General features: G+C 61.2%; 21 protein-coding genes and 1 tRNA gene. 10 read left to right on the top strand and 12 right to left on the bottom strand.

Annotation, left to right across the window (positions count from 1 at the left end):
* Positions 1 to 66: 66 nt before the first annotated feature.
* A complete protein-coding gene (locus ACO227_RS04640) occupies positions 67 to 2,313 on the top strand; it encodes an ATP-binding protein (RefSeq protein WP_423605683.1) in 2,247 nt (748 codons plus the stop codon).
* Here ACO227_RS04640 and ACO227_RS04635 read toward each other — a convergent pair whose 3' ends face one another.
* Positions 2,314 to 2,568 carry a conjugal transfer protein TraD gene (locus ACO227_RS04635; RefSeq protein ID WP_423605682.1) on the bottom strand — a complete coding sequence of 85 codons (255 nt, stop codon included), beginning with the start codon at positions 2,566 to 2,568 and terminating at the stop codon, positions 2,314 to 2,316.
* A complete protein-coding gene (locus ACO227_RS04630; protein WP_423605680.1) occupies positions 2,543 to 2,866 on the bottom strand; it encodes a conjugal transfer protein TraD in 324 nt (107 codons plus the stop codon). The genes ACO227_RS04635 and ACO227_RS04630 overlap by 26 nt, the downstream gene beginning before the upstream one ends.
* A 172-nt stretch (positions 2,867 to 3,038) precedes the next feature.
* On the opposite strand from ACO227_RS04630, the gene traA reads away from it, so the two are divergent.
* From traA to ACO227_RS04615, 3 genes are all read left to right on the top strand, one after another.
* The gene (gene traA, locus ACO227_RS04625; protein ID WP_423605679.1) at positions 3,039 to 5,855 is read left to right on the top strand and encodes a Ti-type conjugative transfer relaxase TraA; all 2,817 of its coding nucleotides are present in this window, start codon (positions 3,039 to 3,041) and stop codon (positions 5,853 to 5,855) included.
* A 9-nt stretch (positions 5,856 to 5,864) separates the two neighbouring features.
* On the top strand, positions 5,865 to 6,449 hold the full coding sequence (locus ACO227_RS04620; RefSeq protein ID WP_423605677.1) for a DUF6118 family protein: 585 nt from the start codon (positions 5,865 to 5,867) through the stop codon (positions 6,447 to 6,449).
* 81 nt (positions 6,450 to 6,530) lie between these two features.
* The gene (locus ACO227_RS04615) at positions 6,531 to 7,175 is read left to right on the top strand and encodes a DUF3644 domain-containing protein (RefSeq protein ID WP_423605676.1); all 645 of its coding nucleotides are present in this window, start codon (positions 6,531 to 6,533) and stop codon (positions 7,173 to 7,175) included.
* On the opposite strand, the gene ACO227_RS04610 is transcribed toward ACO227_RS04615, so the two are convergent.
* From ACO227_RS04610 to ACO227_RS04595, 4 genes are all read right to left on the bottom strand, one after another.
* Positions 7,134 to 7,418: an immunity 53 family protein gene (locus tag ACO227_RS04610; RefSeq protein ID WP_423605674.1), complete on the bottom strand. Its 285-nt coding sequence runs from the start codon at positions 7,416 to 7,418 to the stop codon at positions 7,134 to 7,136. The two genes, ACO227_RS04615 and ACO227_RS04610, sit on opposite strands and share 42 nt — an antisense overlap.
* Complete coding sequence (locus tag ACO227_RS04605; protein ID WP_423605672.1) at positions 7,418 to 9,724, bottom strand: RHS repeat-associated core domain-containing protein; 2,307 nt, start codon at positions 9,722 to 9,724, stop codon at positions 7,418 to 7,420. Before ACO227_RS04605 ends, ACO227_RS04610 begins: the two co-directional genes overlap by 1 nt.
* Positions 9,725 to 9,873: 149 nt before the next feature.
* Positions 9,874 to 11,937 carry a hypothetical protein gene (locus ACO227_RS04600; RefSeq protein WP_423605670.1) on the bottom strand — a complete coding sequence of 688 codons (2,064 nt, stop codon included), beginning with the start codon at positions 11,935 to 11,937 and terminating at the stop codon, positions 9,874 to 9,876.
* Positions 11,938 to 12,958: 1,021 nt separating this feature from the next.
* Positions 12,959 to 13,120, bottom strand: coding sequence for a hypothetical protein (locus ACO227_RS04595; RefSeq protein ID WP_423605669.1), 162 nt, complete (start codon positions 13,118 to 13,120; stop codon positions 12,959 to 12,961).
* A 314-nt stretch (positions 13,121 to 13,434) separates the two neighbouring features.
* Here ACO227_RS04595 and ACO227_RS04590 point away from each other — a divergent pair, with 314 nt between their 5' ends.
* The 3 genes from ACO227_RS04590 to ACO227_RS04580 all read left to right on the top strand — a co-directional run bounded on the left by ACO227_RS04590 (position 13,435) and on the right by ACO227_RS04580 (position 14,424).
* Positions 13,435 to 13,770 (top strand): hypothetical protein, encoded by a 336-nt coding sequence (locus tag ACO227_RS04590; protein WP_423605667.1) that lies wholly within the window; start codon positions 13,435 to 13,437, stop codon positions 13,768 to 13,770.
* A gap of 44 nt (positions 13,771 to 13,814) precedes the next feature.
* Positions 13,815 to 13,900: transfer RNA gene (locus ACO227_RS04585), tRNA-Pro, on the top strand.
* A 38-nt stretch (positions 13,901 to 13,938) separates the two neighbouring features.
* Positions 13,939 to 14,424, top strand: a complete 486-nt coding sequence (locus ACO227_RS04580; RefSeq protein WP_423605666.1) for a hypothetical protein — start codon at positions 13,939 to 13,941, stop codon at positions 14,422 to 14,424.
* Between the two features lie 201 nt (positions 14,425 to 14,625).
* Here the strand turns inward: ACO227_RS04580 and ACO227_RS04575 are convergent, their stop codons facing one another.
* Positions 14,626 to 15,150: an IS1595 family transposase gene (locus ACO227_RS04575; protein WP_423605664.1), complete on the bottom strand. Its 525-nt coding sequence runs from the start codon at positions 15,148 to 15,150 to the stop codon at positions 14,626 to 14,628.
* Between the two features lie 105 nt (positions 15,151 to 15,255).
* Here ACO227_RS04575 and ACO227_RS04570 point away from each other — a divergent pair, with 105 nt between their 5' ends.
* Positions 15,256 to 16,419: a helix-turn-helix domain-containing protein gene (locus ACO227_RS04570; protein WP_423605662.1), complete on the top strand. Its 1,164-nt coding sequence runs from the start codon at positions 15,256 to 15,258 to the stop codon at positions 16,417 to 16,419.
* Between the two features lie 681 nt (positions 16,420 to 17,100).
* Positions 17,101 to 17,724: an isochorismatase family protein gene (locus ACO227_RS04565; RefSeq protein WP_423605661.1), complete on the top strand. Its 624-nt coding sequence runs from the start codon at positions 17,101 to 17,103 to the stop codon at positions 17,722 to 17,724.
* A gap of 465 nt (positions 17,725 to 18,189) precedes the next feature.
* On the opposite strand, the gene ACO227_RS04560 is transcribed toward ACO227_RS04565, so the two are convergent.
* The 4 genes from ACO227_RS04560 to ACO227_RS04545 all read right to left on the bottom strand — a co-directional run bounded on the left by ACO227_RS04560 (position 18,190) and on the right by ACO227_RS04545 (position 20,441).
* On the bottom strand, positions 18,190 to 18,657 hold the full coding sequence (locus ACO227_RS04560) for a nuclear transport factor 2 family protein (RefSeq protein ID WP_423605660.1): 468 nt from the start codon (positions 18,655 to 18,657) through the stop codon (positions 18,190 to 18,192).
* Positions 18,647 to 19,087 carry a DoxX family protein gene (locus ACO227_RS04555; RefSeq protein WP_423605658.1) on the bottom strand — a complete coding sequence of 147 codons (441 nt, stop codon included), beginning with the start codon at positions 19,085 to 19,087 and terminating at the stop codon, positions 18,647 to 18,649. The genes ACO227_RS04560 and ACO227_RS04555 overlap by 11 nt, the downstream gene beginning before the upstream one ends.
* Positions 19,088 to 19,142: 55 nt before the next feature.
* Complete coding sequence (locus ACO227_RS04550; protein WP_423605656.1) at positions 19,143 to 19,571, bottom strand: DUF983 domain-containing protein; 429 nt, start codon at positions 19,569 to 19,571, stop codon at positions 19,143 to 19,145.
* A gap of 123 nt (positions 19,572 to 19,694) precedes the next feature.
* Positions 19,695 to 20,441, bottom strand: a complete 747-nt coding sequence (locus tag ACO227_RS04545; protein ID WP_423605654.1) for a pirin family protein — start codon at positions 20,439 to 20,441, stop codon at positions 19,695 to 19,697.
* A gap of 115 nt (positions 20,442 to 20,556) precedes the next feature.
* On the opposite strand from ACO227_RS04545, the gene ACO227_RS04540 reads away from it, so the two are divergent.
* Positions 20,557 to 21,453, top strand: a complete 897-nt coding sequence (locus tag ACO227_RS04540; RefSeq protein ID WP_423605652.1) for a LysR family transcriptional regulator — start codon at positions 20,557 to 20,559, stop codon at positions 21,451 to 21,453.
* Positions 21,454 to 21,470: 17 nt separating this feature from the next.
* On the opposite strand, the gene ACO227_RS04535 is transcribed toward ACO227_RS04540, so the two are convergent.
* The gene (locus tag ACO227_RS04535; protein ID WP_423605650.1) at positions 21,471 to 22,478 is read right to left on the bottom strand and encodes a zinc-dependent alcohol dehydrogenase family protein; all 1,008 of its coding nucleotides are present in this window, start codon (positions 22,476 to 22,478) and stop codon (positions 21,471 to 21,473) included.
* Between the last annotated feature and the right edge of the window lie 448 nt (positions 22,479 to 22,926).

Raw genomic sequence — 22,926 nt, 5'->3', positions numbered from 1 at the left:
GCATGAAGCAACAAATGAACTAGGATTTGCCCCGCCATCCTGCCAACATCTCTGCTGGCAGGCGAAATGGGGCATCTGATGCTATCGGAAGCAAAACTCCGGGCAATCTCACTTATAATCTACTTGGCGGCGATGGTTGCCGTGCAGGCATTTGTTGTGGACACGGGTGTGTCCCCAAACGAGAATGCTATCTGGCTCTATAGTGGTATTGCGAGCCTGCTACTGGGCAGTCGTATCGTCAATCCGTACTTCACTCCGCCGGCCGACACTTTGACCAACGCCTTCGCGGCGCTCCTCGCGCTCGTGCCAGCCTTGTCCACTGTTCGGAGTTGGACCCCCGATGCGTATGTCCTGGGCGCGGCTGTGGGCTTAGCGGTGCTGGTCGCGGGAGTGTCCCTGCTGGTGCTCATTCTTCGCCCCCAGCCCGGCGTTGAGCCGGGTGCAGCGTGGAGACTGGCGGACCGGGCAGTGAAGGGGCTTGGCACCCCGAACGTCATCTTTAGCCTGCTGATCCTAGCGTCGGTCTGGCTTTTTCATCGCGACAAACCCATCGAGATTTTCGCTATCCTCGGGACGCTTTTTGTCATCGTCCTGTACCGGCCACTCGAATCGCTCGCCAGTTACGTGGTCTGGTTCCTCAATCAGCCGAAGCCTCTCGGGGGCGAGAATGTCGTTGGGACTATCGCAGCCCACCAGTCGCCCGGCATTGTGCTAGTTCGGCAGGTTGAGCCGAAGACCATCACGCGTGGAACGCCGATGGTGATTTCCGACCAGCATGGCCCAGCACAGCTCGGAGTGGCACTGAACTATGTCGGGCGAGACGAGGGTAACCTCCTTCGCGTTCTCACGGTCGCTATGCCGAACGGCCTTGCCGCTCTTAACCAGGGCGTTGGCTCGACCACAGGCGACGGCATTGCAGTGTCGATCACCGTTTCCGACGAGCAGAAGGCCGACATCCGGGCCCTACAGTGGATCGATCGACTGTGTGGCATCGTGGATACCGAGACTAGCCCAGAGTACCTGCAATTCGAGGTAATCAACGAAGCGGGACTGGGCGAGGGTTCTCTCGCTGAAGTACGGATTGGGGACCACCAGCGCGTTATCTATCAGGTCGTGGACGGAGTGACTCGCGACGAGGTTGTCCAGCAAAAGAACAAGTATGGATATGCGCGGGCGAAAGCTCGAAAGATCGGCACTTGGGATGATGAAGGGCGCCGGTTCTGTCCCGTCCCGTGGATGCCCCGAATGAACGCCCCCGTTTTCCTGCTCGAGGAATTTGAGGGTGGGCCGGAGGATGATTGCATCGGTCATTTCCCGGCGACTCCGTATGGGGTCCGAGTAGATCCTTCGGAGTGCGTGACGCACAACACTGCGATTCTTGGCATTCTGGGCGTCGGTAAGAGCTACCTTGCTATTGAGCTGGTTGAGCGGATGATTGCGCGCGGCATCAAGGTCGTCTGCCTCGACCTAACCAATCAATACGAGAATCTACTGGCGGACTTTGTGGATCCCGCATTTGAGGAGGCTAGGCGCGCTGAGCTTCTCGCCGCCGGAGAGGGCGGCGTGGCACATCAGAATAAAGAGCAGGGGGGCTCTCGCTACAACTTCAAGAGAACCGTCTTCCGGAAAATGCGCGAGTTCATGGCGGCCGGCGATGATCATTTCCTGTGGGTGATCAATCCGGCGCAGTTCCGAGTAACTAAGCAGGTCTCGGGAATGTATAACAACACCGCTGAACTCGCACACCTCACAGCCTCTGAAATCACTTCCATCTTCTCCGACGCTGCGCTGTTTGTTTGTCAGGAACTCGGAATGACAGATGAGGCTCGGCTATGCCTCGTTTATGAGGAGGCACACTCGCTTGTGCCGGAATGGAATTCGGTCGCCGCTGAGGGCGACAAGATGGCGACTGCGACTAGCGCTCGGGCAATCCTTCAGGGGCGCAAGTATGGCCTCGGTTGCCTGCTCATCACTCAGCGCACCGCCAACGTGACCAAGACCATCCTCAACCAGTGCAACACCATTTTCGCCATGCGCACATTCGACGACACCGGTAAGGAATTCCTCGGCAACTACATCGGTTCAGACTATGCCGCCATCCTGCCCTCGATGCAGCCCCGACACGCTGTCGTGTTCGGAAAAGCCTCATCTTGCGAGAACCCGGTCCTGATTCGATTGAATGACCAAAATGCATTTCGGGCGCGGTTCCGCCCGGACAATCCGCCCAAGCGGCCTGAGCCAGTAGCTGTACCCCAAGAAGAAGCTGCGGGAGGGCCGGATGCCGCCGCACCAGAGGGCGGTGGGGCGAACTAATCACTCGACCTGCGATCGGCCGAATGCTCGCTTCCCACGACGCCGCATAAGCTGAAGTTGCTCCTCCCGATCCAGGCCGCGCAGCCGCGCAGCGATTTCCACCAACGCCCCGAAGATTACGGCCCGATCATCATCAGTGAGTTCCACAAGACCCGCCTTGGCAACGAGGCCACCAAGCTCGATCAGCTGGCGCGTCCGCTCGCGGCGCTTCACAGCCCAGACGCGCGTGTCATGCCGCGCCCGGATCAGTTGCATCCGGTTGCGCGCCGCCTGCGCGCGCCGCAGCGCCGCGACCGTTACGGCGATTGCCTTCGCCGTCGCCGCGCGATCCTTGAAAGAACGCGGCGCCGCGCTTGCGCCAGCCCTCCTTCGCGGTAGCGTCATTGCTGTCTACTGCGCTCAGCAATGCGCCCGCGAGCTGCTCGATCGGCAGGCCATCGGCGCCAGTCGCGGCGACCAGCTCGCCGAACTGCTGCATCTTGCGCGCTTGGAGACGCTTGGCTTTTTCATCCAACGCTTTTAGCTCTGCGTCATAGTCGCGAGGTTTGCGCATCGGTCTGTCCTCCATTGTGCGATAAGGACAGACCAGTTATCGGCGCGCTCGATCAGCGTAAATCCCTTGAAACACAGTGGGATTCGTCAGTCCCGAGAAAGATGAATTCTTTCGAGGGCGCGCTTATACGTCGTGCCGACGTGCAAGTTGAAGTGTAGATCGTGTGATCGTCATGGCGATCTACCACTTCTCAGCCAAGATCATCTCCCGCGCCAACGGATCGTCCGCACTCGCGTCCGCCGCCTATCGCTCGGCCTCGCGGCTCTATGACGAGCGGCTCGATCGCCACCACGACTTCTCGAACAAGGCCGGTGTCGTCCATTCCGAAGTGATGCTGCCGGACGGCGCGCCGGAACACCTCTCCGATCGCGAGAAACTCTGGAACGCGGTCGAGGCGGCCGAGAAGCGGATCGACTCGCAGCTGGCGCGTGAGGTGGAGTTCGCGATCCCGCGCGAGCTATCCCCAGAAATGGGGATTGACCTCGCCCGCGAGTTTGTTCGGCGCGAGTTCGTCGATCGCGGGATGATCGCGGATCTCAATGTGCACTGGGATGTCGGCGCCGACGGATTGGCCAAGCCGCACGCGCATGTGATGCTGACGCTCCGAGAAGTCGGCGAGGACGGATTCGGCAAGAAGAACCGCGACTGGAATCGGACCGACCTGCTTGAGAAATGGCGCGAGCGCTGGGCCGAGCACGTCAACCAGCGGCTCGCCGAACTCGATATCGATGCGCGCATCGATCACAGGTCGCTCGAAGCGCAAGGGATCGACCTCGAACCACAGCACAAGATCGGTCCGGCTGCGTCGCGCATGGCGGCGCAGGGTCTGGCATCGGAGCGGCTCGACGAGCACCACGCTATCGCCCGTGCCAATGGCGAAAAGCTGCTGGCGAACCCGGCGCTGGCGATCGACGCAATCACCCACAATCAGGCGACTTTCACCACGCGCGACCTGGCGATGTTCGTGCACCGGCACAGCGAGGGGAAGGATCAATACGATCGCGTGATGGCAGCGGTGAAAGGCGCGCCCGAGCTGGTTGCGCTTGGCAAGGACGGACGCGGCGAGCAGCGCTTCACCAGTCGCGCCATGATCGAGACTGAGCAGCGGCTCGAGCGCGCGACCAGCGTCATGGCAAACGGCGATCATCACGCCCTGGCGGATCATCATCGCGACGCCGCGCTGGCGCGCGCCGGAGCGCGGGGGATGATCCTGTCACCCGAGCAGCGCTCGGCACTTGAGCATGTCACCGAGGCGAAGGATCTCGGCGTCGTCGTCGGCTATGCCGGCACCGGCAAATCGGCGATGCTCGGCGTTGCACGCGAGGCATGGGAGAGCGCCGGCTATTCGGTCCGGGGCGCTGCGCTGTCCGGCATCGCTGCGGAAAACCTCGAGAGCGGATCCGGCATCGCATCGCTAACGATCGCGAGCATGGAACATCAATGGGCGCAGGGTCGCGAGCTGCTGACCGATCGGGATGTGCTCGTGATCGATGAGGCCGGGATGATCGGCACGCGCCAGATGGAGCGCGTCATCTCGGAAGCGCAGAAGCGCGGCGCCAAGGTCGTGCTGGTCGGCGATCCCGAGCAGCTTCAGGCGATCGAAGCGGGTGCGGCATTCCGCGCAACGGCCGAGCGTCATGGCTGCGTCGAGATCACCCAGATCCGCCGCCAGCGCGAGGATTGGCAGCGTGACGCGACCCGACAGCTCGCGACCGGCCGAACAGCGGAAGCGATCGCAGCGTACGAGGAACGCGGATGCATTTACGCAGCCGACATGCGCGATCAGGCGAGAGGCAAGCTGATCGAGCGTTGGGATCGAGATCGCCGCGCCTCGCCGGGCTCAACCCGGATCATCCTTACGCACACCAACGACGAGGTCCGCGCGCTCAATATCGCGGCGCGCGAGCGGCTGCGTTCAGGCGGCGAGCTGGGCGAGGATGTCGCGGTTCGCGCCGAGCGCGGTGAGCGGGCGTTCGCGGCCGGTGATCGCGTCATGTTCCTGCGCAATGAGCGCAGTCTGGGCGTGAAGAACGGCACACTCGGCAAGGTGGAGTCGGTCACACCGGCGCGGATGGCGGTGATGCTCGACGATGGCCGCGCGGTAGCGTTCGACGTGAAGGACTATGCCAGCATCGATCACGGCTACGCCGCGACGGTTCATAAGGCGCAGGGCGTGACCGTTGATCGCGTCCATGTGCTCGCAACGCCCGGGCTTGATCGCCATGCCGCTTATGTCGCGCTGTCGCGGCATCGCGATGGGGTCGATCTCCATTACGGGCGCAACGATTTCGCCGATCCGGGCAGGCTGGTGCGCGCGCTGTCGCGCGAGCGCGGCAAGGATATGGCGTCGGACTATCAGCGGGCGCCGGAACCGGCGCATGTGCCATCGCCGCCGCGCAATCCGTTCGCCGGCTTGAAGCTTGGACGAGCACCTGCAGCTGAGCCACAGGCGACATCGCTCGACAAGACCGTCGAACGCTACGCCCGTGCCGCCGCGGACATCCTCCGCATGCGCGGTCGCGGTATGGAAGAGCTGCCCCACCAGCGTACCGCCTTCGCCAAGGCAGGCAGGGAACTGGACGCGATTCGGCCGGATGCGGCGCGCGATCTGCGCAGCGCATTCAATGCGGATCACGGGCTCATCGATCAGGCGGCGAATGGCAGGACCGCGGCAGCGATTCGCGCAATGGCGCTGGAATCGGAGCTGCGGATCGACGGCGCGCGGCGTGCCGACCAGTTCGTCGCTGCCTGGCAGCAGAATGTTCGCCGGCTTCATGCTCATGAGCGCAACGGCGACTATGATGCTGGCGACCGGGTCAGGAGCAATCTCACCGACATGGCGAAGAGCCTGCACCGCGATCCGCAGCTCGAGTCGCTGCTGCGGAATCGAGTGAAGGAGCTCGGAATCGGCAAGCTCAGTGGGTCATCGATTTCCCATGAGCTCCTGAATAGTCCCGGCCTCTCGCGCGGGCGCGGATTGAGCCGTTAGGCTCACCCCATGACCGACGAAATCACCCAAACCGCGCCCGCAGATGATCCCGCTGTCGCATTCGAAGAGCTGCGCAGAGCCGTCAGCCTTACGCGCGCTGCGATCGAAGGTCTGACCGCCGCGCGCGAGCGCATGCCTGACTACGGCGAGACGCTCGGTGAAATGCTCGGCGCGTTAAAGGACGCCGATGACCGCCTGAGCCGGATCGAGCGCAGCCCCGCCATCAGCCTGTCACCGGCCGCGATGGCCGCCGAGATCGTCAAGGCCAGCGAGGCTGCGCGTGCGGCGGACCAAAAGCAGATGCATGAAGTCCGTGATGAGATGCTCCGTGCCATTGGCCGGATCGACACGATGGTCGATCACGGCCGGGCTGCGCACCAGCAGCGCCGGTTGATTATCTCCACCGGTGTCGGTGCCGCTGCGGGAGCGATGCTGTTGATGGCCATTTTGCCAGGTGCTGTCGCCAGATCCCTTCCGGCGAGCTGGCATGTACCGGAATGGATGGCCGCGCGGACGATCGGACTCGATCAACGTGAGGCCGGCGAAAAAATGATCGCGACAGCGCGCCGGGAGTCGACCTCCCGCGGCAGGTAACCCCGCGGTCGCCTGAAGCGGCGGGGCGCGGCCAAGGACGCGAAAGGATCTTGCCAAACCCGCAAAGGATTCGGACACGGCTTGAGTGCCCGCGGTGACGAACTGCTAATCAAGGCTCGCGAGGCGATGATCGCGGCAGTTCACACATTTAACAGTGCCAGCCTGCAGTTCCGCGCGGAGATTTTCATCGTAACTGCGGTCATCGCCTGGACCTATTTGATGCATGCCTACTACCGACGCGAAGGTGTGGATTATCGCTATCGCCGCGCCGGCGTGATCCAGACCACGCCCAGCGGCGCTGAGAAATATTGGGAGTTGGGACAATGCGTCGCGACCGGTGTCCGAGCTATAGTGGTATGTAGGCGCGGCAGGTGCACGGATGGCGTCGAGCCTGGCGCGGCGCTTCTTGCCGGAGAGCGCCTCCAGTTCCTCGACAGTTTCCGCTTGTTCGAGATCGTCACGGAAGACCGTGACGTCGATGTCCTCCGAGAACCGGTTGATGTCTCGCCGAGACCATTGCGTCGAAGCTGGCTCCTGACCTCTATCGCGTACTGTTGCGCCTACGGGCGAGCGCAGCCCGAAAAGGGAAAGAGAAAACGATGGGATTCCGCAGACTTTCGGTTGCGATTTCTAAATATTGCGATAGAGCTCGCCAATTTTATCAAACCACGTCACAAGAGAAGACTAGTCAGCCCAATCCAGAAAAGTTTCAATAATTTCCCCTAGGTTCGTTGGTCCGCCGAACCCCTCAAAAATCGTACCGCTTTTACGAGCGACAATCCAATCTCGATCAGATCTTTCGATCCGTATTTCTTGAAATACCCTTCCACTCGCAGAAGTTCCTTCGAGGTCGACTTTCATCGACCACCCCGGATTATCGATCGTGTCGATTTTCACCCCGTGGTCTTCGTGCCAATCATTTGTACACTGGCGCTCATACCATGCGGAAAGTCTTGAAACGGTATCCATCAGTTGCCTCGCCTTCCAATAATCTTCCGCGCAGTGCGGATGTCCTGCATGGTCGCCGGTCTTGTCGTGCCGGGGCTGAGATTGGTTCGACCGTTGGGAGCGACGTTTAGTTCTTGGAATTTGACATGAGGTGTTGGAATTTCTTGACCTAGCGATTTTTCAAAATGCGGTTTCCCGGCAAGATCGATCTGCATTCGGCCAGACGGCGTCATAACAGAAACACGGTTCTTTCCGATCTGCTGCGCAAGCTTCGCACCTGCCTCTTCTACCGTCAGAGCGCGTGAGGGAACACTGTTTGCGGCTAACTTCAGGCCTCGAATCGCGCCGATCGCAGGTCCTATGGCTTCCCCTCCCAAGACTGCAAGCGCTGCCCCTCCCCATTTCATCGCTGTGTCTGTTGCAAGGTCGTGCCATTGCCCGATGCCTCCATCGGGCGCTCGGTCATAGTAGCCTCCTGCCGCCACGATCCGTTCATACCCGCCAGGTCCTTCGGTACTCGGGAGGTTGGCAGGGTCCGTGCGCTCGCCCTCAAGCGGCCCACTGGTCACTACCGGACAAGGCTCGGGATTGCATTGCGCCATTCCCGTTGGATCCGTCCCGTTGACGGGATCATTCCCAACATAGGCATACAAGTTGACCTGATCGTCATACCCGATAGGATCGGTCTGCAGGAACCGCCCGAGGGTGGGCGAGTAGATGCGGGCCTTGTAGTAATACATGCCGAGCTCGGGGATCCATGCCTGGCCGGTATACTGGAACCGCCCGATATTGCCGGTGGCTGGGATGCCGTATTCGTCATAGCTGTCGATGGCGATGCGGTTGCCGCTGACACCCGCAACCGACACGATCGAGCCCTGCGCGTCGGCCTGGAGGCTGCGCTTGCCGGTCAGCCCCGCTCCCTCGTACCACAAGACCGGATCGTCCGCGCCCGGACCATGCACGTAGCGCCTGAGCAGATTGCCCGATCCGTCATATTCGGCGACGAGTTCATCGCCGTCATAGAGAAAGCGCGTCGTTGCCCACGGCCCGCCCGATGTCTGCCACAGCCGTCCGTTGGCGTCGTACAGCAAGTTGAGGCCTGTCGAGGTCGCCGCCAAGCGATTCTCCGCATCATAGGCGTAATTGGTCGTCCCGTCCGAGATCAGATCGCCGTTCGAATCATATCCAAACGTCGCCGGCCCTGCTGTCGCATATTGGTTGAGCCCGTTGACGGAATAGCTTCGGCTGACATTCACATATCCGGTAAATGCATAGCCGTTGTTCGACCGCGTCTTCGTCACGATCTGGCTCGCCGGATTGTAGCCGAACGTCGTCGTTACGTCGTCGGCGGTACCGGCAAGATCGTCTGTCAGGCTGGACAGCCTCGACACCCCATCATAGCCATAGGCCGTCGTCGTCGACAGCCGCACGGCCCCGGAGCGGCGCCCTTGATTGTCATAGGCGATCTGCGCAACCACCGCACCACCATTTTCCCGCGTCGCGATTTGGCGGTCGAGACCGTCATATTCGAACGTGAAATATTGGCCGTCCGGATAGGTCAATCGGACCCGATTGCCGGACGCGTCATAGCCGTGCGTAAGCGTCCGGCTGATGCCGGACATCACGGCCGTCGATGTCGCCAGCCGCCCAAGGCCGTCATAGCTACTGAATACGCCATCACTCCCGGTCGCGCTGTCGAACCGCGCCGCCGTCTGCAGCCCCCGAAGATCGTAGCTGTAATAGACGTCGCGCGTAGCGTAGGCATTGACCGAGGTGCAGGCGTAACCGGCAACGCACGCATCCGGCACGATCTTCGACGTCATCCGATTGAGCGCGTCGTAGGTATAGGTGAACCCCCGCCCGTCGCGCTTCCTCAGGGTCGTTCGATTGCCATTCGCATCGTAGCCATAGGCCTCGTAGTCCGTGGTGCTTACCGCGCCTGAGGTCGCAAGCGCATTGGCCTGGGTCGAAGGATTGTAGGCGGTCGGCCTGATCGTCGAAGGAAAATACCATCCCACTTGGCGATCAAAGCCGTCATAGGTCAGTTTGGCTTTGTTGCCATTGGCGTCGACTATGAATTCCTGCTTGCCGTGAGGCGTATAGCTGTAGGTCGCATAGGCTTGCTCAAGGCTTGTCCCGACTGCCTTGCGTATCTGCACGACCTGGCCGGCGGCATCATAGACATTCTTGGTGATCCGATCGGGCCCATCGCTGCCCTGGCTCCCAAGCGTGCAGGCGTTCGATGGCAGACTTCCGAAAGCAGCCGGATTCATCCGCACTGCCGTGCAATCGACCCGGTCCATCGCGTCGTAGCTGTACTGCGTCACGCTCCGGACCGTTTGCCCGTGAGCGGAGGGCGAATGGAGCGCCGTCAGTCCGAGCGCTAGCACTGTGCACGAGACTCGATGAAATCCGAGATCGCCAGACATCAACTTAACTCCCCCACGGGAATTAGAGGGCACAAAGCGCGTGAAGCTTAAGGAGTCACCGACTCCGTCTTGAGCAATGCTCCGGTCACTGGATCAAAGGTAGATCGATCGAAGCGATTGACGACGAAATCCGAGCCGTTCGTATTCTGACCAGTTCCATATTCGGTCCGGATCTCGTCTCCGTCGGCGTCATACACGTGATGCACGATCAGTCGTGGCAATGGACCTGCGCCGTCGGGATCTGGCGAAATCTCGAAAACCTTCCTACGCAAGCCGTCATAGGTGACGTAGCGCGTATCGTCGACATCGGTCCGTGGACCGTTCTCGGACGTCATGTTCCCAGCATAGTCGTAGGTGTAGCTGGTCACGAGCGACTGGCTGCTGTCACCCAGCATCTCCGTCTTTGCCGTCAAGAACAGGTTGTTGCTGCCGTAGCTGAATTCGGTCACCCGTTCCGATGAGGTGCCGACGCATGAGGCCGGATTTGCCGGCGATGCGTTGCTGCATTCCGAAGCGCGCGTCAGGCGCCACACGGGAGGCCCATTCACCAGCTGGCCGCTGGCGTTGAGCGTCTTCGGATAGAACTGAGAATAGCTATATCGCTTCTGCGGACGGACGCCGTTGCTGTCTGCCGGCAGCGTCTCGGTCAAGATCCCACCGTGCGCCGGATCATAGGTGAAATCAGTCTGATTTCCCTTGGGGTCCTGGATATAGGTTGGCTTATTGCACACCCGGTAGTTCTGTACGGTGCAGCTGCTGACCAACCCTACCGTTGTCGTAAGCGCGCTCCCGCCTCCGGTAGGAACGATTGAGGCGCTCGAGACTGCGCCATGCGTATAGTTATAGGTCGCGCCACTCCCGTCGGGCCGGGTTACGCCGGACAAGCGCGCCAGGCGCGCATATCCCGCGACGCCATAGAAGAAGCCTTCTTGGCCGGAATAGGTGTAATTCGTTGTGCGCCCCAGGCCATCAGTCTGGGATTGTAGAAGCCCAAACCGAGCTACGAAGCTCTCCGACGAGCCGTCGGGGTTGGCGACGGTCCCCTGATATCGTTCGGGAGTGTAGTTGATGTTGTCGTAAGCGATCGAATAGGACGTCGTTGAATTGCGTATGACTTGGAATGACAGGGATGGGAACGCGCCCTGCGGCGTCGAGAATCCGCCGTTCTTGCCATGCCATGACAGATACGGCGGGAGGTTCAGGCCAAGGAATTGGATCGAGCCGCCATTCGGCTTGGTGATCGAAAAGCCGGCCGGGCTTAACGGCGCGGTGGTCGCGATCGGGATGCCATTGTTGACGAGCGTCAATCCACCACCAGCCGCCGAATTCCTGACTGACGAGAAGGAGGCCGAACTAAAACTGCGGCTCGCCGTCGCCGGATCAGCATACTCACCGCTTGTGTTGATCGCGTACAGCGCCCCACCGCCAGCAGTGAGGTTCGAAATCGGATACATCGCCCCCGGGTTTGCGCCGCCCGTGGGAGTGATCGAGGGCAAGTAGACCCTATAGCCGAGAGAGCTCTCTATAGCATTCCATTTGGTTGGACCCGGCGTGTTTCCATTGTCGGCATTCCAGTCGCCGTAGTTCGTATAAATATATGACAAGACTTCGCCGTCAGCCATGACCGTTCGCAGAGGCCAAGCGTACGCCACCTGATTCTGGGTGCTGTAACCCGGATACCAGCTTCGGAGATTCAGATAGTACGGCACTGCTGGCATGCGGAAATCGGTACGAGAACCATCGCTCGCCAAATAGAGGGAGCAGGTCCCCCCTTGGTACATCGTTCCGCTGGAGCCGGAGCAGACCAGGATTGCCCCATCGTCGTTGTAGTCCGCGTAAGTATCGGAGCCAGACGACGTCCCGTATGGAGAAAAGGTCCAGGCAATGTGTCCGGTAGGGGGCGCAGCACCTGGATAGTAGGTTTGGGTGATGGTCCCAAGGGCGAACACATGTACTGAGCCGCGGGCTGCGACCCGCATGACCATGAAACCGCCATTGTAGATGGAGACCCGCTCAATCTCGAGATAGGCCGCGTGATTGAAGATTCCGCCGGAATCATAGCTAGCCTTGAGCTGGCTATATTCATTTCCGATGCTGATCGACTCGAACATCGGATCCCGGATTGTCCCGGAGGTTCGATCGACACCAGACCGATCGACTGCCGGTTGCATGGCCGGAAGCGGAGGCAGAACGGATGGTGTCGCAGTTTGCGCAGCAGCGCCGCCGCACGTCGTGAGACCTATTGCCAAGCCCAGCCCAAAGAGAGGGGCGGTCAAGCGAGCAGGAACGCTCATCGATTGTCCCCCGTAGCGGCTTTCACTGTCGGAGCCGCGGCCGATGAGATTTGGCTCCAGGCGGGAGCGGGACTTGGGGGCGGAGAAGAAGCGGGGCAACTGGGGGCTGCACTGGTCCCGGTAAAATACAGGGTCCGATTGCCCGCCGCATCGAAGCAAGTCTCTGTTGCAACGCTGCTGTTCGGCCCACCACTGATCGATGAGCCGGAAAGACGGCCCAGCGCGTCATATCGATAGGTGGTGGTCTCTTGCGCCTTGGCCTCAATGGTCGAAAAGCCGGCCGCCAACATGCCCGTGCAGGCGAGCAAACGAACGCGCATGGCCCTCCCCCAAAATACGGCGCTGTAGGCCTGATCAGGTACGCGAGAGTGCGCCTCCTGCATTACTGTGAGGCGCAAAGCAGAAATGTATTCGTGAGTCTTAGGGCCCTATAAAACTCTGCTATGTGTCTAAGATATTTCCGCGAACCATTATTGGGATTAATGTCGTCGTGAGTATCAATTTATACTAGGAGTGAATTGCCGCGCGGAGGTGAAGCGGCGATAGCTCGGGCGATTAGGGAGATGTTTGGACCAAATTTGGCAAACTTGCCAAGTCGCCTTTGCTTCCTAGGTTAGCGGGACCGCCACACGAGGCGGAGGAAGGAGGTTCGCTTTGAAGCTTCTGACTTGGCTTCTTACGAGCCGGAACGGGAACCCCTGAGAGGATAACCACACGTCCCCGTCGCCCGAAAAGGCAGGTTGGGCGGAATGACGACATGCTGTGGCGATACTGCGGCCTTCGAGGCAAGTAGAACTTCCGGGCCACCTGCCAGCGTCGGAGCTGCGAACAGGCCCGCTCACTCCTTCTCAGGGGTGGGCGGGGCTTTCTTGCGTTTGGGCTTGGTGGCGTCGGGATCGGGAATTCCCAACAGTCCACTTAAAGCTTCCTTTATATCCAGCGGTGCGAGGCTCACTGAGCGATCAACCGCTTGGCGCGACTCTGTTTTTTTCTCCGCCACTGCAAAACTCCTTTGATTCGGACGCGAAACACTGTACAGGGTTGCAGTGTTTAGCGCAGGGACGATGAAACATGGCTATCGCAGATGATATTGTAGCGCGTGCTAGCGCCGACCTGCAACGGGCCCAAGCGGCTGCAACACGTGCGCGTGAGGCACTCGATAGGGCTGAGGCGGAAGTCGCAGATTTGTCAACGTTTTTGCGGACTCTGGAACGCTACGCGTCGCCTGCGTCTGGCAAAGAGGGGATGCGTCGGGCACTCGAACACGGCAGGAACACTGCACGTGCGATTCATAATAGCTCACGCGGCACTCAAATGGTTGATGTGGCCATCGCTGCCATTGAGGAAGCTGGCAAGCCGGTGCCAATTGGCGACCTGCTGGATGCTGTTTTAGCCGCTGGGTTCACACTGGGGGGCGCAGATCAGAAGTCCAACCTCGCAGGATATTTGAGTAGAGACCCGCGTGTCGCCTCACGTGGCAGGAATGTGGGTTGGGATATTATTAGGAGCGAAGAGGCGGCTTCCGAGCCTGCAAGCGATGACGCCGCCTCTTCCACAACCACAGGAGGAACGAATGACCGAACCACCCTAGCCGATCCAGACGATTTTGAGCGCCTTCTGGGCGATCATCCTCGTCCGCAGGTGCCGTAGGGCACCATTTGGGTAGGAGGGGAGCGATCCTCTCCTACTTGCACGCCCCCGTGCCGAAATGGGTAGACGGGCCAGCTTAGGAGGCTGGTGGGCCGACAGGTCCGTCCGGGTTCGAAACCCGGCGGGGGCACTTATTTCATAGTGGTTTCGTGAGCGGAAGTCGAGAAGATGAACTGGGAAAAGCGCACGTTCAGAGGGGTCGAATACACGTTCGATCATTTGCGCCCGTTCACGATGGTTGTGGGCGGCCTGAGAGTGCGCGTAAAGCCCGGCGCTCATGTGTTTTGCAAGGAGTCCCAGCAGGGCGACCCTCAAGATCTCAAATTTATGGACGGGAACACAGAGCGCACGTTTTGCCCCGTGCGCTATGGCCTATCTCAGACTCTCGGCCAGACGATCATCGCGGCGAGCAATGGGTACGTGTACGAGGGGAAGCATCGGAAGTTTCTACTCAAGCAGAGTCTACCAGCTCCTCAAGGCATTTATCTCATCGCTTTCGAGCTGTGGCGGAACAAGGGGCCGCACTGGGACGTCACGATGCAACTAAACAGCGCGCACAATCGCCCCCACGTAGCCAAGGCTCGCTTCGTGCGTTTCTCGGACGCGGTAGCAGCGGTCGCCAACGGCAACAATGTAGGGTGGATAAAGAAATAGCCCCTTGCGGGGCTATTCCCGGACACTAGGTCCTCGCGAATCCTGTTACCTCCAACCGGAACCCGCAAGCGGGCAGGTGCGCCGTTTTTCATCGCTCTCAAACGCACGATGCATATACGCACCGAGACATTTAAAAGCACGTTAAATCATCCAAAATTCGCCCAACACATTACAACGCATTTAAAGCACGGAACCATTCGATCAATCCAACCGACGGCTCAAGCGATCGTCTCCTTGTACGTGAGACGCTTGCCGATCGCGGTGCCGATCACGTCCACCGTACGCGCGCCGTCCCGCTCCTTTGCGGGTATTCCAGCGGCGATCGAACTCCGCGAGATAGCGCGGGAGATGCTTGTCGCAGACGTGGTGGAACGCGCCGATGATGCCGCGCTTGAGAAGGCTGTGATAGCTCTCCGCGAAGTTCGTATGCAGGGTCACGCCGCGAACGAAGGTCTTGCTGTGGTCCACCGTATGATGCCCCGCAAAATACTCGCCGATGCCCTCGTACGAGAGGTGCGCGTCGGTGATGATGGTGGCGCTCTGATCAACGATAGGACGTGCTAGAGCCTGTAGGGTCCCCTTACGGACATTCGGCACCTTGACGGTCTTAACGTCGCCTTCGCGGTCGATCAGCGTCATAACCGCGGTCTTGCGACCCGCCGCTGCGGTGCGCTTGGCGTGGCGGTTGTTCTTCTTCTTCCCGCCCACGGCCCTGCCGAGTTCCACGAGGGCGGTGGTGCGAACTATCAGGGAGCGAATGGAAGACCAGCGCGGAAGGTCTGAATCTAATCCTGCTGGTACGAGGCGAGATGAAGCGGCATCCTGTCCGGCATGGATAACGCACTCCCCAGCTGGGCCGACGCTGAATTGACGCGTGAATTGCCGCACCTGGCGGCTGCGAGCGAAACGCAGACAGTCGAGTTCAAGCGCGAGTTCCCGAAGCACGCCGGCGATCTTGCCAAGGAAATTGCGGCGTTCGCGACGTCGAATGCGGGTATGATCCTTCTCGGTGTAGAAGACAGCGGCGAGATCATCGGTATTCCGGAAGGGGGAAAGGATGTCGTCCGGCGTGGCATTCGCGAGCGTCTCGAGGGCATTTTCAATCTTGTCCGGCCCACGATCACGCCGGGCATCCGGTTTGCGGTTTTCGAGGACAAGGTCGTCGCGGCGATCACGGTTCCGAAAGGCGCCCAGCCAATCTACTACGCTTCCAGCATTCCCTATCATCGCCTGCTAACAGCGGCCCGGCCGATGGCGCCAGACGACGTCATCGAGGCGGTGCTTTCCTGGAGCACGGCTCATGGCCAAGCGTCGCCCGAAGCCGAATTCCTCGGAGGACTGGCGCCTTTCTGGGCTCAGGTGGACTTGACGGTTTCTGAGCGGAAGCTCCGCCAACTGAACCCATGGGCCGAGAATCTCCGCTGGACTGCGGGGCATCAGGCCGACCTTGCGCGCCGCTTCGCCGCGAGCGTGCCACACGAGCTGGAAGCCCTGGCTGAGCCTTTGGACAAACTCGCTTCGGCACTGGAAGTGATCGCACAGGAACGTCCCATGCTTTCCGGACCCAGCCTCGAGGTTCTCGGTGCAATCCAAGATGCGGAGCAAATCGTCGAGGAAGTTCGCGCCAAATACCTCGGCCCTGGAAGGTTCAACGCCAAGGTAGCGGCCGATCAGAGGGCCGTAGTCGTCTCTGAGGCCAAGCTTCTCAGCGGTCTGATCGAGCGGATTGAGGCAGATTCGAGCGGCTCAATCTATCAAGCTGCGCAGTCGGAGGCGAGCAAGCTTGGGGAAGCGCTCTTCTACGCAGCCTCGATCGGCGCCGGCGTGGGAGATGCGGCCGCCTGCGCGGAATTGCGGGAGATCGCTGCAGCGCTTCGCGCTATCGAGAAGATGCCAGTCTACATGGATGGTGGAAAATCGCTCCTTAAGATCTTCGATGCCGCACGCGACGCCGATCGTCGCCTCCAGCAATGGCTGCGTGTAGCGGAGGCGTGATGGCGCTGCGGAGGCGCTCTAAGACCGACTTGCGGTAGCGCTGTGATCATGGGTGCCGCGCTGCTCCCCGGGGCCGTCGCGCCTTCGGCCGACTGGCTCTGCGAATGTCCGACTAAGCGGTCACGGCACTCGAAGCTGCCAGACCGATAACGGCCCAAGAGCCGTCTGGAAGGTGTTGGCAAAAGCTGCCAGTCAGTAAGGCGCCCCTCACCAGTGGGCATCAGCGACCCGGCGAGTGATCCCTAAAGCCCGCATTCGCTCGGGCGACGGTCTGGTGTCCGTTATTGGGCCGTAAGCTGCCCGTCCGCTTTCAGGTGCAGATCGTGCGAAGCGGCCGCGAGAGGACAGCGATCACGGATGGCGGCTTGCGGCCTAAATGAGCCGCTCGCCATCAAACGATTGAAGGTCCGCCTGCGCCAGAAGCCGACCTTCAGAAATCGACATCCGCGGGGTGTGTGCCGCGCGATCTCCTTGCCGACAACTTCTCAGTGAGGCCCGGCAGGAATCGAAGCGCCTTTCCTCGGTTCCTTCGGAGAAGAACAGACCCTGGCATGATAGCGCGTTCCTGTTGGCGGAACAGTGAATGCCTTACTTGCTGGCTAGTTGATGCGTTCAGGGAACGTCATCTGGTGTTTGTCGATCACGTCGACCGACCGTGACACTAGATCGAAGGAATTCAACATGTCCTATGACCGCATCACCTCCGAAAACGCAGCAGTGCTCTTCATCGACCACCAGACCGGTCTCGCCAATGGCGTCCAGACCCAGCACCCCGCCGAGTTCCTCAACAACGTGAAGGCGCTTGTGGCGCTGGCGAACGTCCACGGCCTGCCTTCGGTCATAACGACCAGCGCCGCCGACGGCCCCAACGGTCCGATCATGCCGGCGGTAGCGCAGGGTCTGCCGAACGCCGCGATCGTTCACCGTCCCGGGGAGATCAACGCGTGGGATAATGCGGATTTCGTCGCCGCGGTCGAGAAAACCGGTCGCACGAAGCTGTTGGTGGCGGGCATTTCGACCGAGGTCTGCCTCGCGTTTGTGGCGCTCTCCGCCAAGCAGGCCGGCTACGAAGTTTATGCTGTGCTCGATGCCTCGGGCACCTGGGACAAGCGCGTCGAGGACGCGGCTATTGCCCGCATGGTTCAGGCAGGCGTCATCCCGATGACTTGGGTTGGTGTCGGTGCGGAACTGCTCGGTGATTGGCGGTCTCCGGTCGGTGAAGCGCACGGCAAGCTGATGGGCGAGCACCTGCCGTTCTCCGGCAACAATATTGCCGGCTATCTGACCGCGAAGGGTCTCGCCTAACCCAACCCTTGCCTCGGGATTGCCGCCGAGGGTTTGCCTACGAGACGCCGGTCGTCTCCTCGACCGGCGTTTTTGTGTCTGCCGCGGTGCCATATCTCTCGCGCCGGTTGTCTTGCGGGCCAATATGCCCGGCCGTGATCCTTGGGGTGCGATCGACCGCGAGCGTCGGCATACCGATATATAATGATCACGCCCGAAGACGCTTCCTCGAAATCGGCCCGCATATGAAGACTGGATCCGGTTCGCTACGGCGTAGTGAGCACCGCCTGGATGGCTTCACACCCGCGATGCCCGGCTGCCAATCCAGCCCAGGGCGGCGATCAGATCATCGCCGCCTTTGGGCCACGTAAAATACCTTATCGTCTATACAAGATCGGAGCTGCGCCAGCCGCTCAGGACTATAGTATTGGCTTGCGCTCACGCCGGGGAAGATGCCGGAAGCGCCAAGCGGTTTCGAATTCTTGATCAGCGAGGCCGCACCGGGAAAGCAGTGCCTGCGAACGGGCTCTGGTCGAGGAAACGGTACGAGTACGACCGTCGCATGAAGCGCCATCCGGCCGGTCCCCGGACAAGTTCGTCCTCGTACACGGCCAGATTGTCATAGAAGGTGTTCTCGCCGCGCCCATGCTCGCGAATGGCAAAACGCGCAGTAGCGCGATCGCCGTCCACGGAGATGACGCCCGAATGGGTCATCTGCATGAAGTAGTGCTCGACACCGAACAGGCTCTCGAGCATGCTGACGATCCCGTCGCGCCCCTCGCCCCGCAGGGGCAGCGGCTCACCAATTTCCCAGACTGCGCCATCGCCGGCCCACAACTCACCAAAGGCATTAGCGTCTCGCTCGTTCACGGCGTCCGAAAAGCGAGCGGCGAGGCGCTGGATTTCGGCGTGGTCCTCGAGCGCGCGCAACCGGACTTCGATGTCAGCGGACATTGGATTCTTCCCGACGAGCAGCGCGTTCGGCGACCAGCGCGATCAAAACCAGACCACCGATCAAGCCTAGGTGCTCGAGGAAGGTCGCCATGACCTCGAACCGAGCAGAGCCCTGCAGCGTCCAGAACGGATGCGCGATGATAGCGCCTAACGCGGTGAACGAGCCTAGCATCCCAGTTCCTAGCCAGACCCAGCGACCGGAAAGGATCAACAGGGATCCGACAAGTTCGAGAGTGACCGTCAGGCCTGCCATGAAGGCGGGCGCGGGCATCCCGAAATGCGCCTGCTCGGTGACTGCCGCTTGGAAGCCGGCCACATGGCCTAACGCGGAGACGAGGTAGATGGCCACGATTGCGAGCCGCGCCGCGAGCCAAGTGCCTCGCCATTCCAGGACCGATTCCACAGCATGGGGCGTGTCTGTCGCGTTCATGTCCCTTCTCCCTTTGCCCCGCCGGGCTCGACGCCATGCGCCAACGGCCAGGGCCCTAGTCTTCAAAGTCGCTGCGACCTTCTCGATTGTGCAGGCGGTTCCAGAGCACCTCGCTGCCCGCTTCCTGCGCACGGTTCACGTATTGTGAGGCGACCAGCCAACCCTTGATCGGCCGCAGCGGCAGGACGCAGCCAAGCGCCATAAGTGGAAGCGAAGTAACCAGATGGACCCACCAGGGCGGGTCGAAGGCCACCTGCAGCCAGACTACGAAGAAAGTCAGTGGGAAGGCCACGATGCAGAGAGAGAAGAAGGCAGGCCCATCGTCGGGCGCCGCGAAGCGGTAATTCAGACCGCATGTCTCGCACTCTTCCTCTAGCTTGAGCCAACAACAGAACATGCGCCTCTCGCCACAGCACGGGCACAGCCCCAGCAAGCCGGTCCTGAAAATCCACTGCAGGTTCCGTTCCGTCGCTATCCCGGCCATGTCGCGTCTCTCTTATCGATGGAGCCGTTCTAAGCTTGGTGCGAACGGCGGGGCAGACCCAGCGTTCGCAAGTCTTTCGTGCGCACCGCGTAATAGTGAAAGCTTGCCGCGCACGGTCTGACTTCAGCTACGCGCCACGTTCCCGCTGAACATCCCGCCCTTGAAGACCGGGGCCTGCGTGTCGGTGGTGAACAGGACAATATCGGCACCGACCAGCCCTTCCACAGCCGCCGTGCTGTCGCCGAGGTGGTAGAACTCGCCCGCTCCGATCACCTGGTCGCCAACCCGTACCTCGCCCGAGAAAACGAAGAGGAGATGCACCATTCCCGGCGCCGACCGCTTGGGCAGCGGCAAACTGCGGCCCGGGTCCAGGTGGGCATCCCGGACCCACGCCTGTGCCCGAACCTCGAAAGTGGCGCCCTCCGGTGCGACGAGCAAGCGCCAGGCATTCTCGCTGCGCTCGGCGTCCATTTCGTGGAACTGCACTTTTGGATCCAAGTCGCCCTCGCGGGGACGCAGAAAGATCTGCAGGGCCTGCGTGGGCTCGTCGCCGATGACACGCTCCTCGTGCTGGAAGCTATGGCCGGCGTTCATCATCATCAAGCGGTGTGAATTGATCTCCTCCCGATTCCCTACGGTATCGAGGTGCAGCATCCGGCCGGCGCGCTTGTATGTAAAAATCTCGTCGTCCTTGTGCGGATGCATGGCGATGACGTGGCCTGGCTGGATAAGCGCGCGATCGATGCGACCGATGGCGCCGATGCCACTGTCGCCCCTGCCCAGTGCAGTGCCCGGATAGAAGATCTCGATGCCGAAGCCGTGCTCCCAGTCGCCCCGCTTTGCGGAAGATGTGATCCTGGTCGGTTGCATGGTGATCGCTCCTGATTGGCTCCCTCGAGGAGCTCATGTCAGAAGAGGTAGCGTTGCCACGTCGGATCAGGTAGCCAGCAGATAAGGGAAGTAGCGTTGCTGATTGAGGAACGTTATGGATGTAGAAGATCTCAAAACGTTTGTGGAGGTTGCCGACGCGGGCGGCGTCTCGCCCGCGGCGCGAAGGCTGGGTCTTGCCAAGTCGATCGTCAGCCGCCGCCTTTCACGCCTGGAGGATGAACTTGGCGTCCAGCTGCTCGCGCGCACTACCCGCGGCGCAGCCCTGACCGAGGCAGGGACGATCTTCCGGGACCACGCGGCCCGCATGTTCGCGGAGTTCGAAGCTGTTCGCGAGGAGATACTCCCTGCCGGCGAGCTGCGCGGTCGCCTGCGTTTGGCGGCGCCGTCCTCTTTCGGGCCCGAATATTTCGCGCCCACGCTCGCCCGACTGGCGAAGCGGCACCCGCTCCTCAGCGTTCACACGCTTTTTAGCGATCGCTACGTGGATCTGGTGAGCGAGGGATTCGATTGCGGCATACGGGTTGGCTACCTACCTGACTCGAACCTCGTTGCACGGCGGATTGGCACATTTACTGTCCATCTGTTCGCCAACCCAGACTATGTCCGTGAGCATGGGGCTCCCCAAGCGCCGAACGAGATCGCGGATCATCCAGCGGTGATGATCGCATCGGAGAGCTGGAAGTTCAGCCAAGGGAAGAAGGTGGTTGAGGTGCACCCGCACGGCCGGTTCAAGGCCGACAGCGCGGTAGCGATCGCCGAGGCCACGGCTGAGGGAGTCGGCATAGCTGCGCTCCCTGACGTGATCGCTGCCCGTTACGTTGAAACGGGCAGGCTGGAGGCCATCATGACCGACTGGAATCTACCGTCGGTGGGCATCTTTGTCGTGCGACCGCCCGGCCAGCACCTCGCGCGGAAGGTGCGAGTGCTGACCGACCTACTGCTGGAGCAGTTCAGCGGAGCTGATCGGAATTCCGCTGCACTTCCAACTTAGCTTGTCTCATAAGATGGCTACCACTCGACGCCGATCTTGCCGAAGTGACCGGACGACTGTTGGAAGCGAAACGCCTCTGGCAGCTGGGCAAGTGAGAAGCGGCGGTCGACAACAGGTCGGATTCCGGTAGTTTCGATGGCGCGGACGAACTCCTGCTGCTGGCGCCGCGATCCCACGATCAGCCCCTGCAGCCGGGCTTGTTTGGCCATGAGCGCTGCGGTTGGGACATCGCCAGCGACGCCGGTCACTGTCCCGATGAGCGCGATGTGTCCGCCCACCCGCACGGCCGCGATGGAATTTGCGAGCGTGCCCGCGCCGCCGAGCTCAAGCACGTGGTCGACGCCGCGCCCGCCGGTCCAATCGGCAACGACGCGGCCCCAGTCCTTCACCTCGCGGTAGTTGACGACGTGGTCCGCGCCGAGATCGCGAGCGCGCTCGAGTTTTTCGCCAGAAGAGGAGGTTATCACCGCCATCGCTCCCATCGCTTTTGCGATTTGAAGGCCCCAGATCGAAACACCGCCCGTGCCGAGTAACAGCACAGTGTCGCCCGCCTTCAACCCGCCATCGCTAACGAGCGCCCGCCAGGCAGTGAGGCCGGCGGTAGTGATGGTCGCGGCCTCCACCGGGTCGTAGCCGCGCGGCGCGCGCGTGAAGGCAGTCGCCGGCCCGACAGCAAACTCAGTCGCGAAGCCGTCGATACCGTCGCCAGGCGTATGTGAGAAATCGCCGACGATTGGCGCTCCGTCCTGCCAGATGGGAAAGAAGCAGGAGACGACTTGGTCCCCAACCGCGAATTCGTTGACGCCGTCGCCCACTGCCACCACCGTCCCGGCCCCGTCCGCCAAGGCGATGCGACCAGCGTCGGCTGGCATGCGGCCGGTCACCACGCCGAGATCATGATAATTGAGCGAGCTGCCGTGGAGTGCCACGCGGATCTCGCCGGGGCCGGGCTGGCCCGGATCTGGTCGATCTGCGAACGCCAGCGTGTCCAAGCTTGCGGGGGAACCGGTGACCATCGCCTTCATGTGTTGCTCCTGGCTCCGCGACGCGGCGCGGATTACGTCGACCGTATGTCGTTTCATCTCGGCGGATATCAACAAGGGCGGTGGACGTCCTGAGAGCTGTTCTCGATCGGCGAACGACGCGCATCCCGCCTCAGTCGAAGTCGGTAGACTCGCTCAACGATCGTCACGCGTACTCCGACCAGCGCCATCTCTTTGGCGAGTACTTCGGAGAAGGCCTCCACCCCCACCGAGCCGAGATCGCCATAGCCAGCATTGTTAACGAGAATGTCGAGCCTGCCGAACCTCTCCAGTGTGGCCGCAACAGCTGTCTCGGCCTGTGCCCGGTCAGTACGTCGAGCGGTTGGGAAGGAGTTGGGCGGACGGCGCGCGCCGGATATAAGCTGCTCCTGCAGGGGCACCCGTTTCCGATTGGGGAAAGGGTGAGGCGGGCGGCCGTGGGGAGTTGAGG

The sequence above is a fragment of the Sphingomonas sp. MS122 genome, from assembly GCF_049532975.1.
Lineage (GTDB): Bacteria > Pseudomonadota > Alphaproteobacteria > Sphingomonadales > Sphingomonadaceae > Sphingomonas.
Note: the sequence above shows the minus strand (reverse complement) of the source record. Positions and strands in the feature narration are given on the sequence as shown.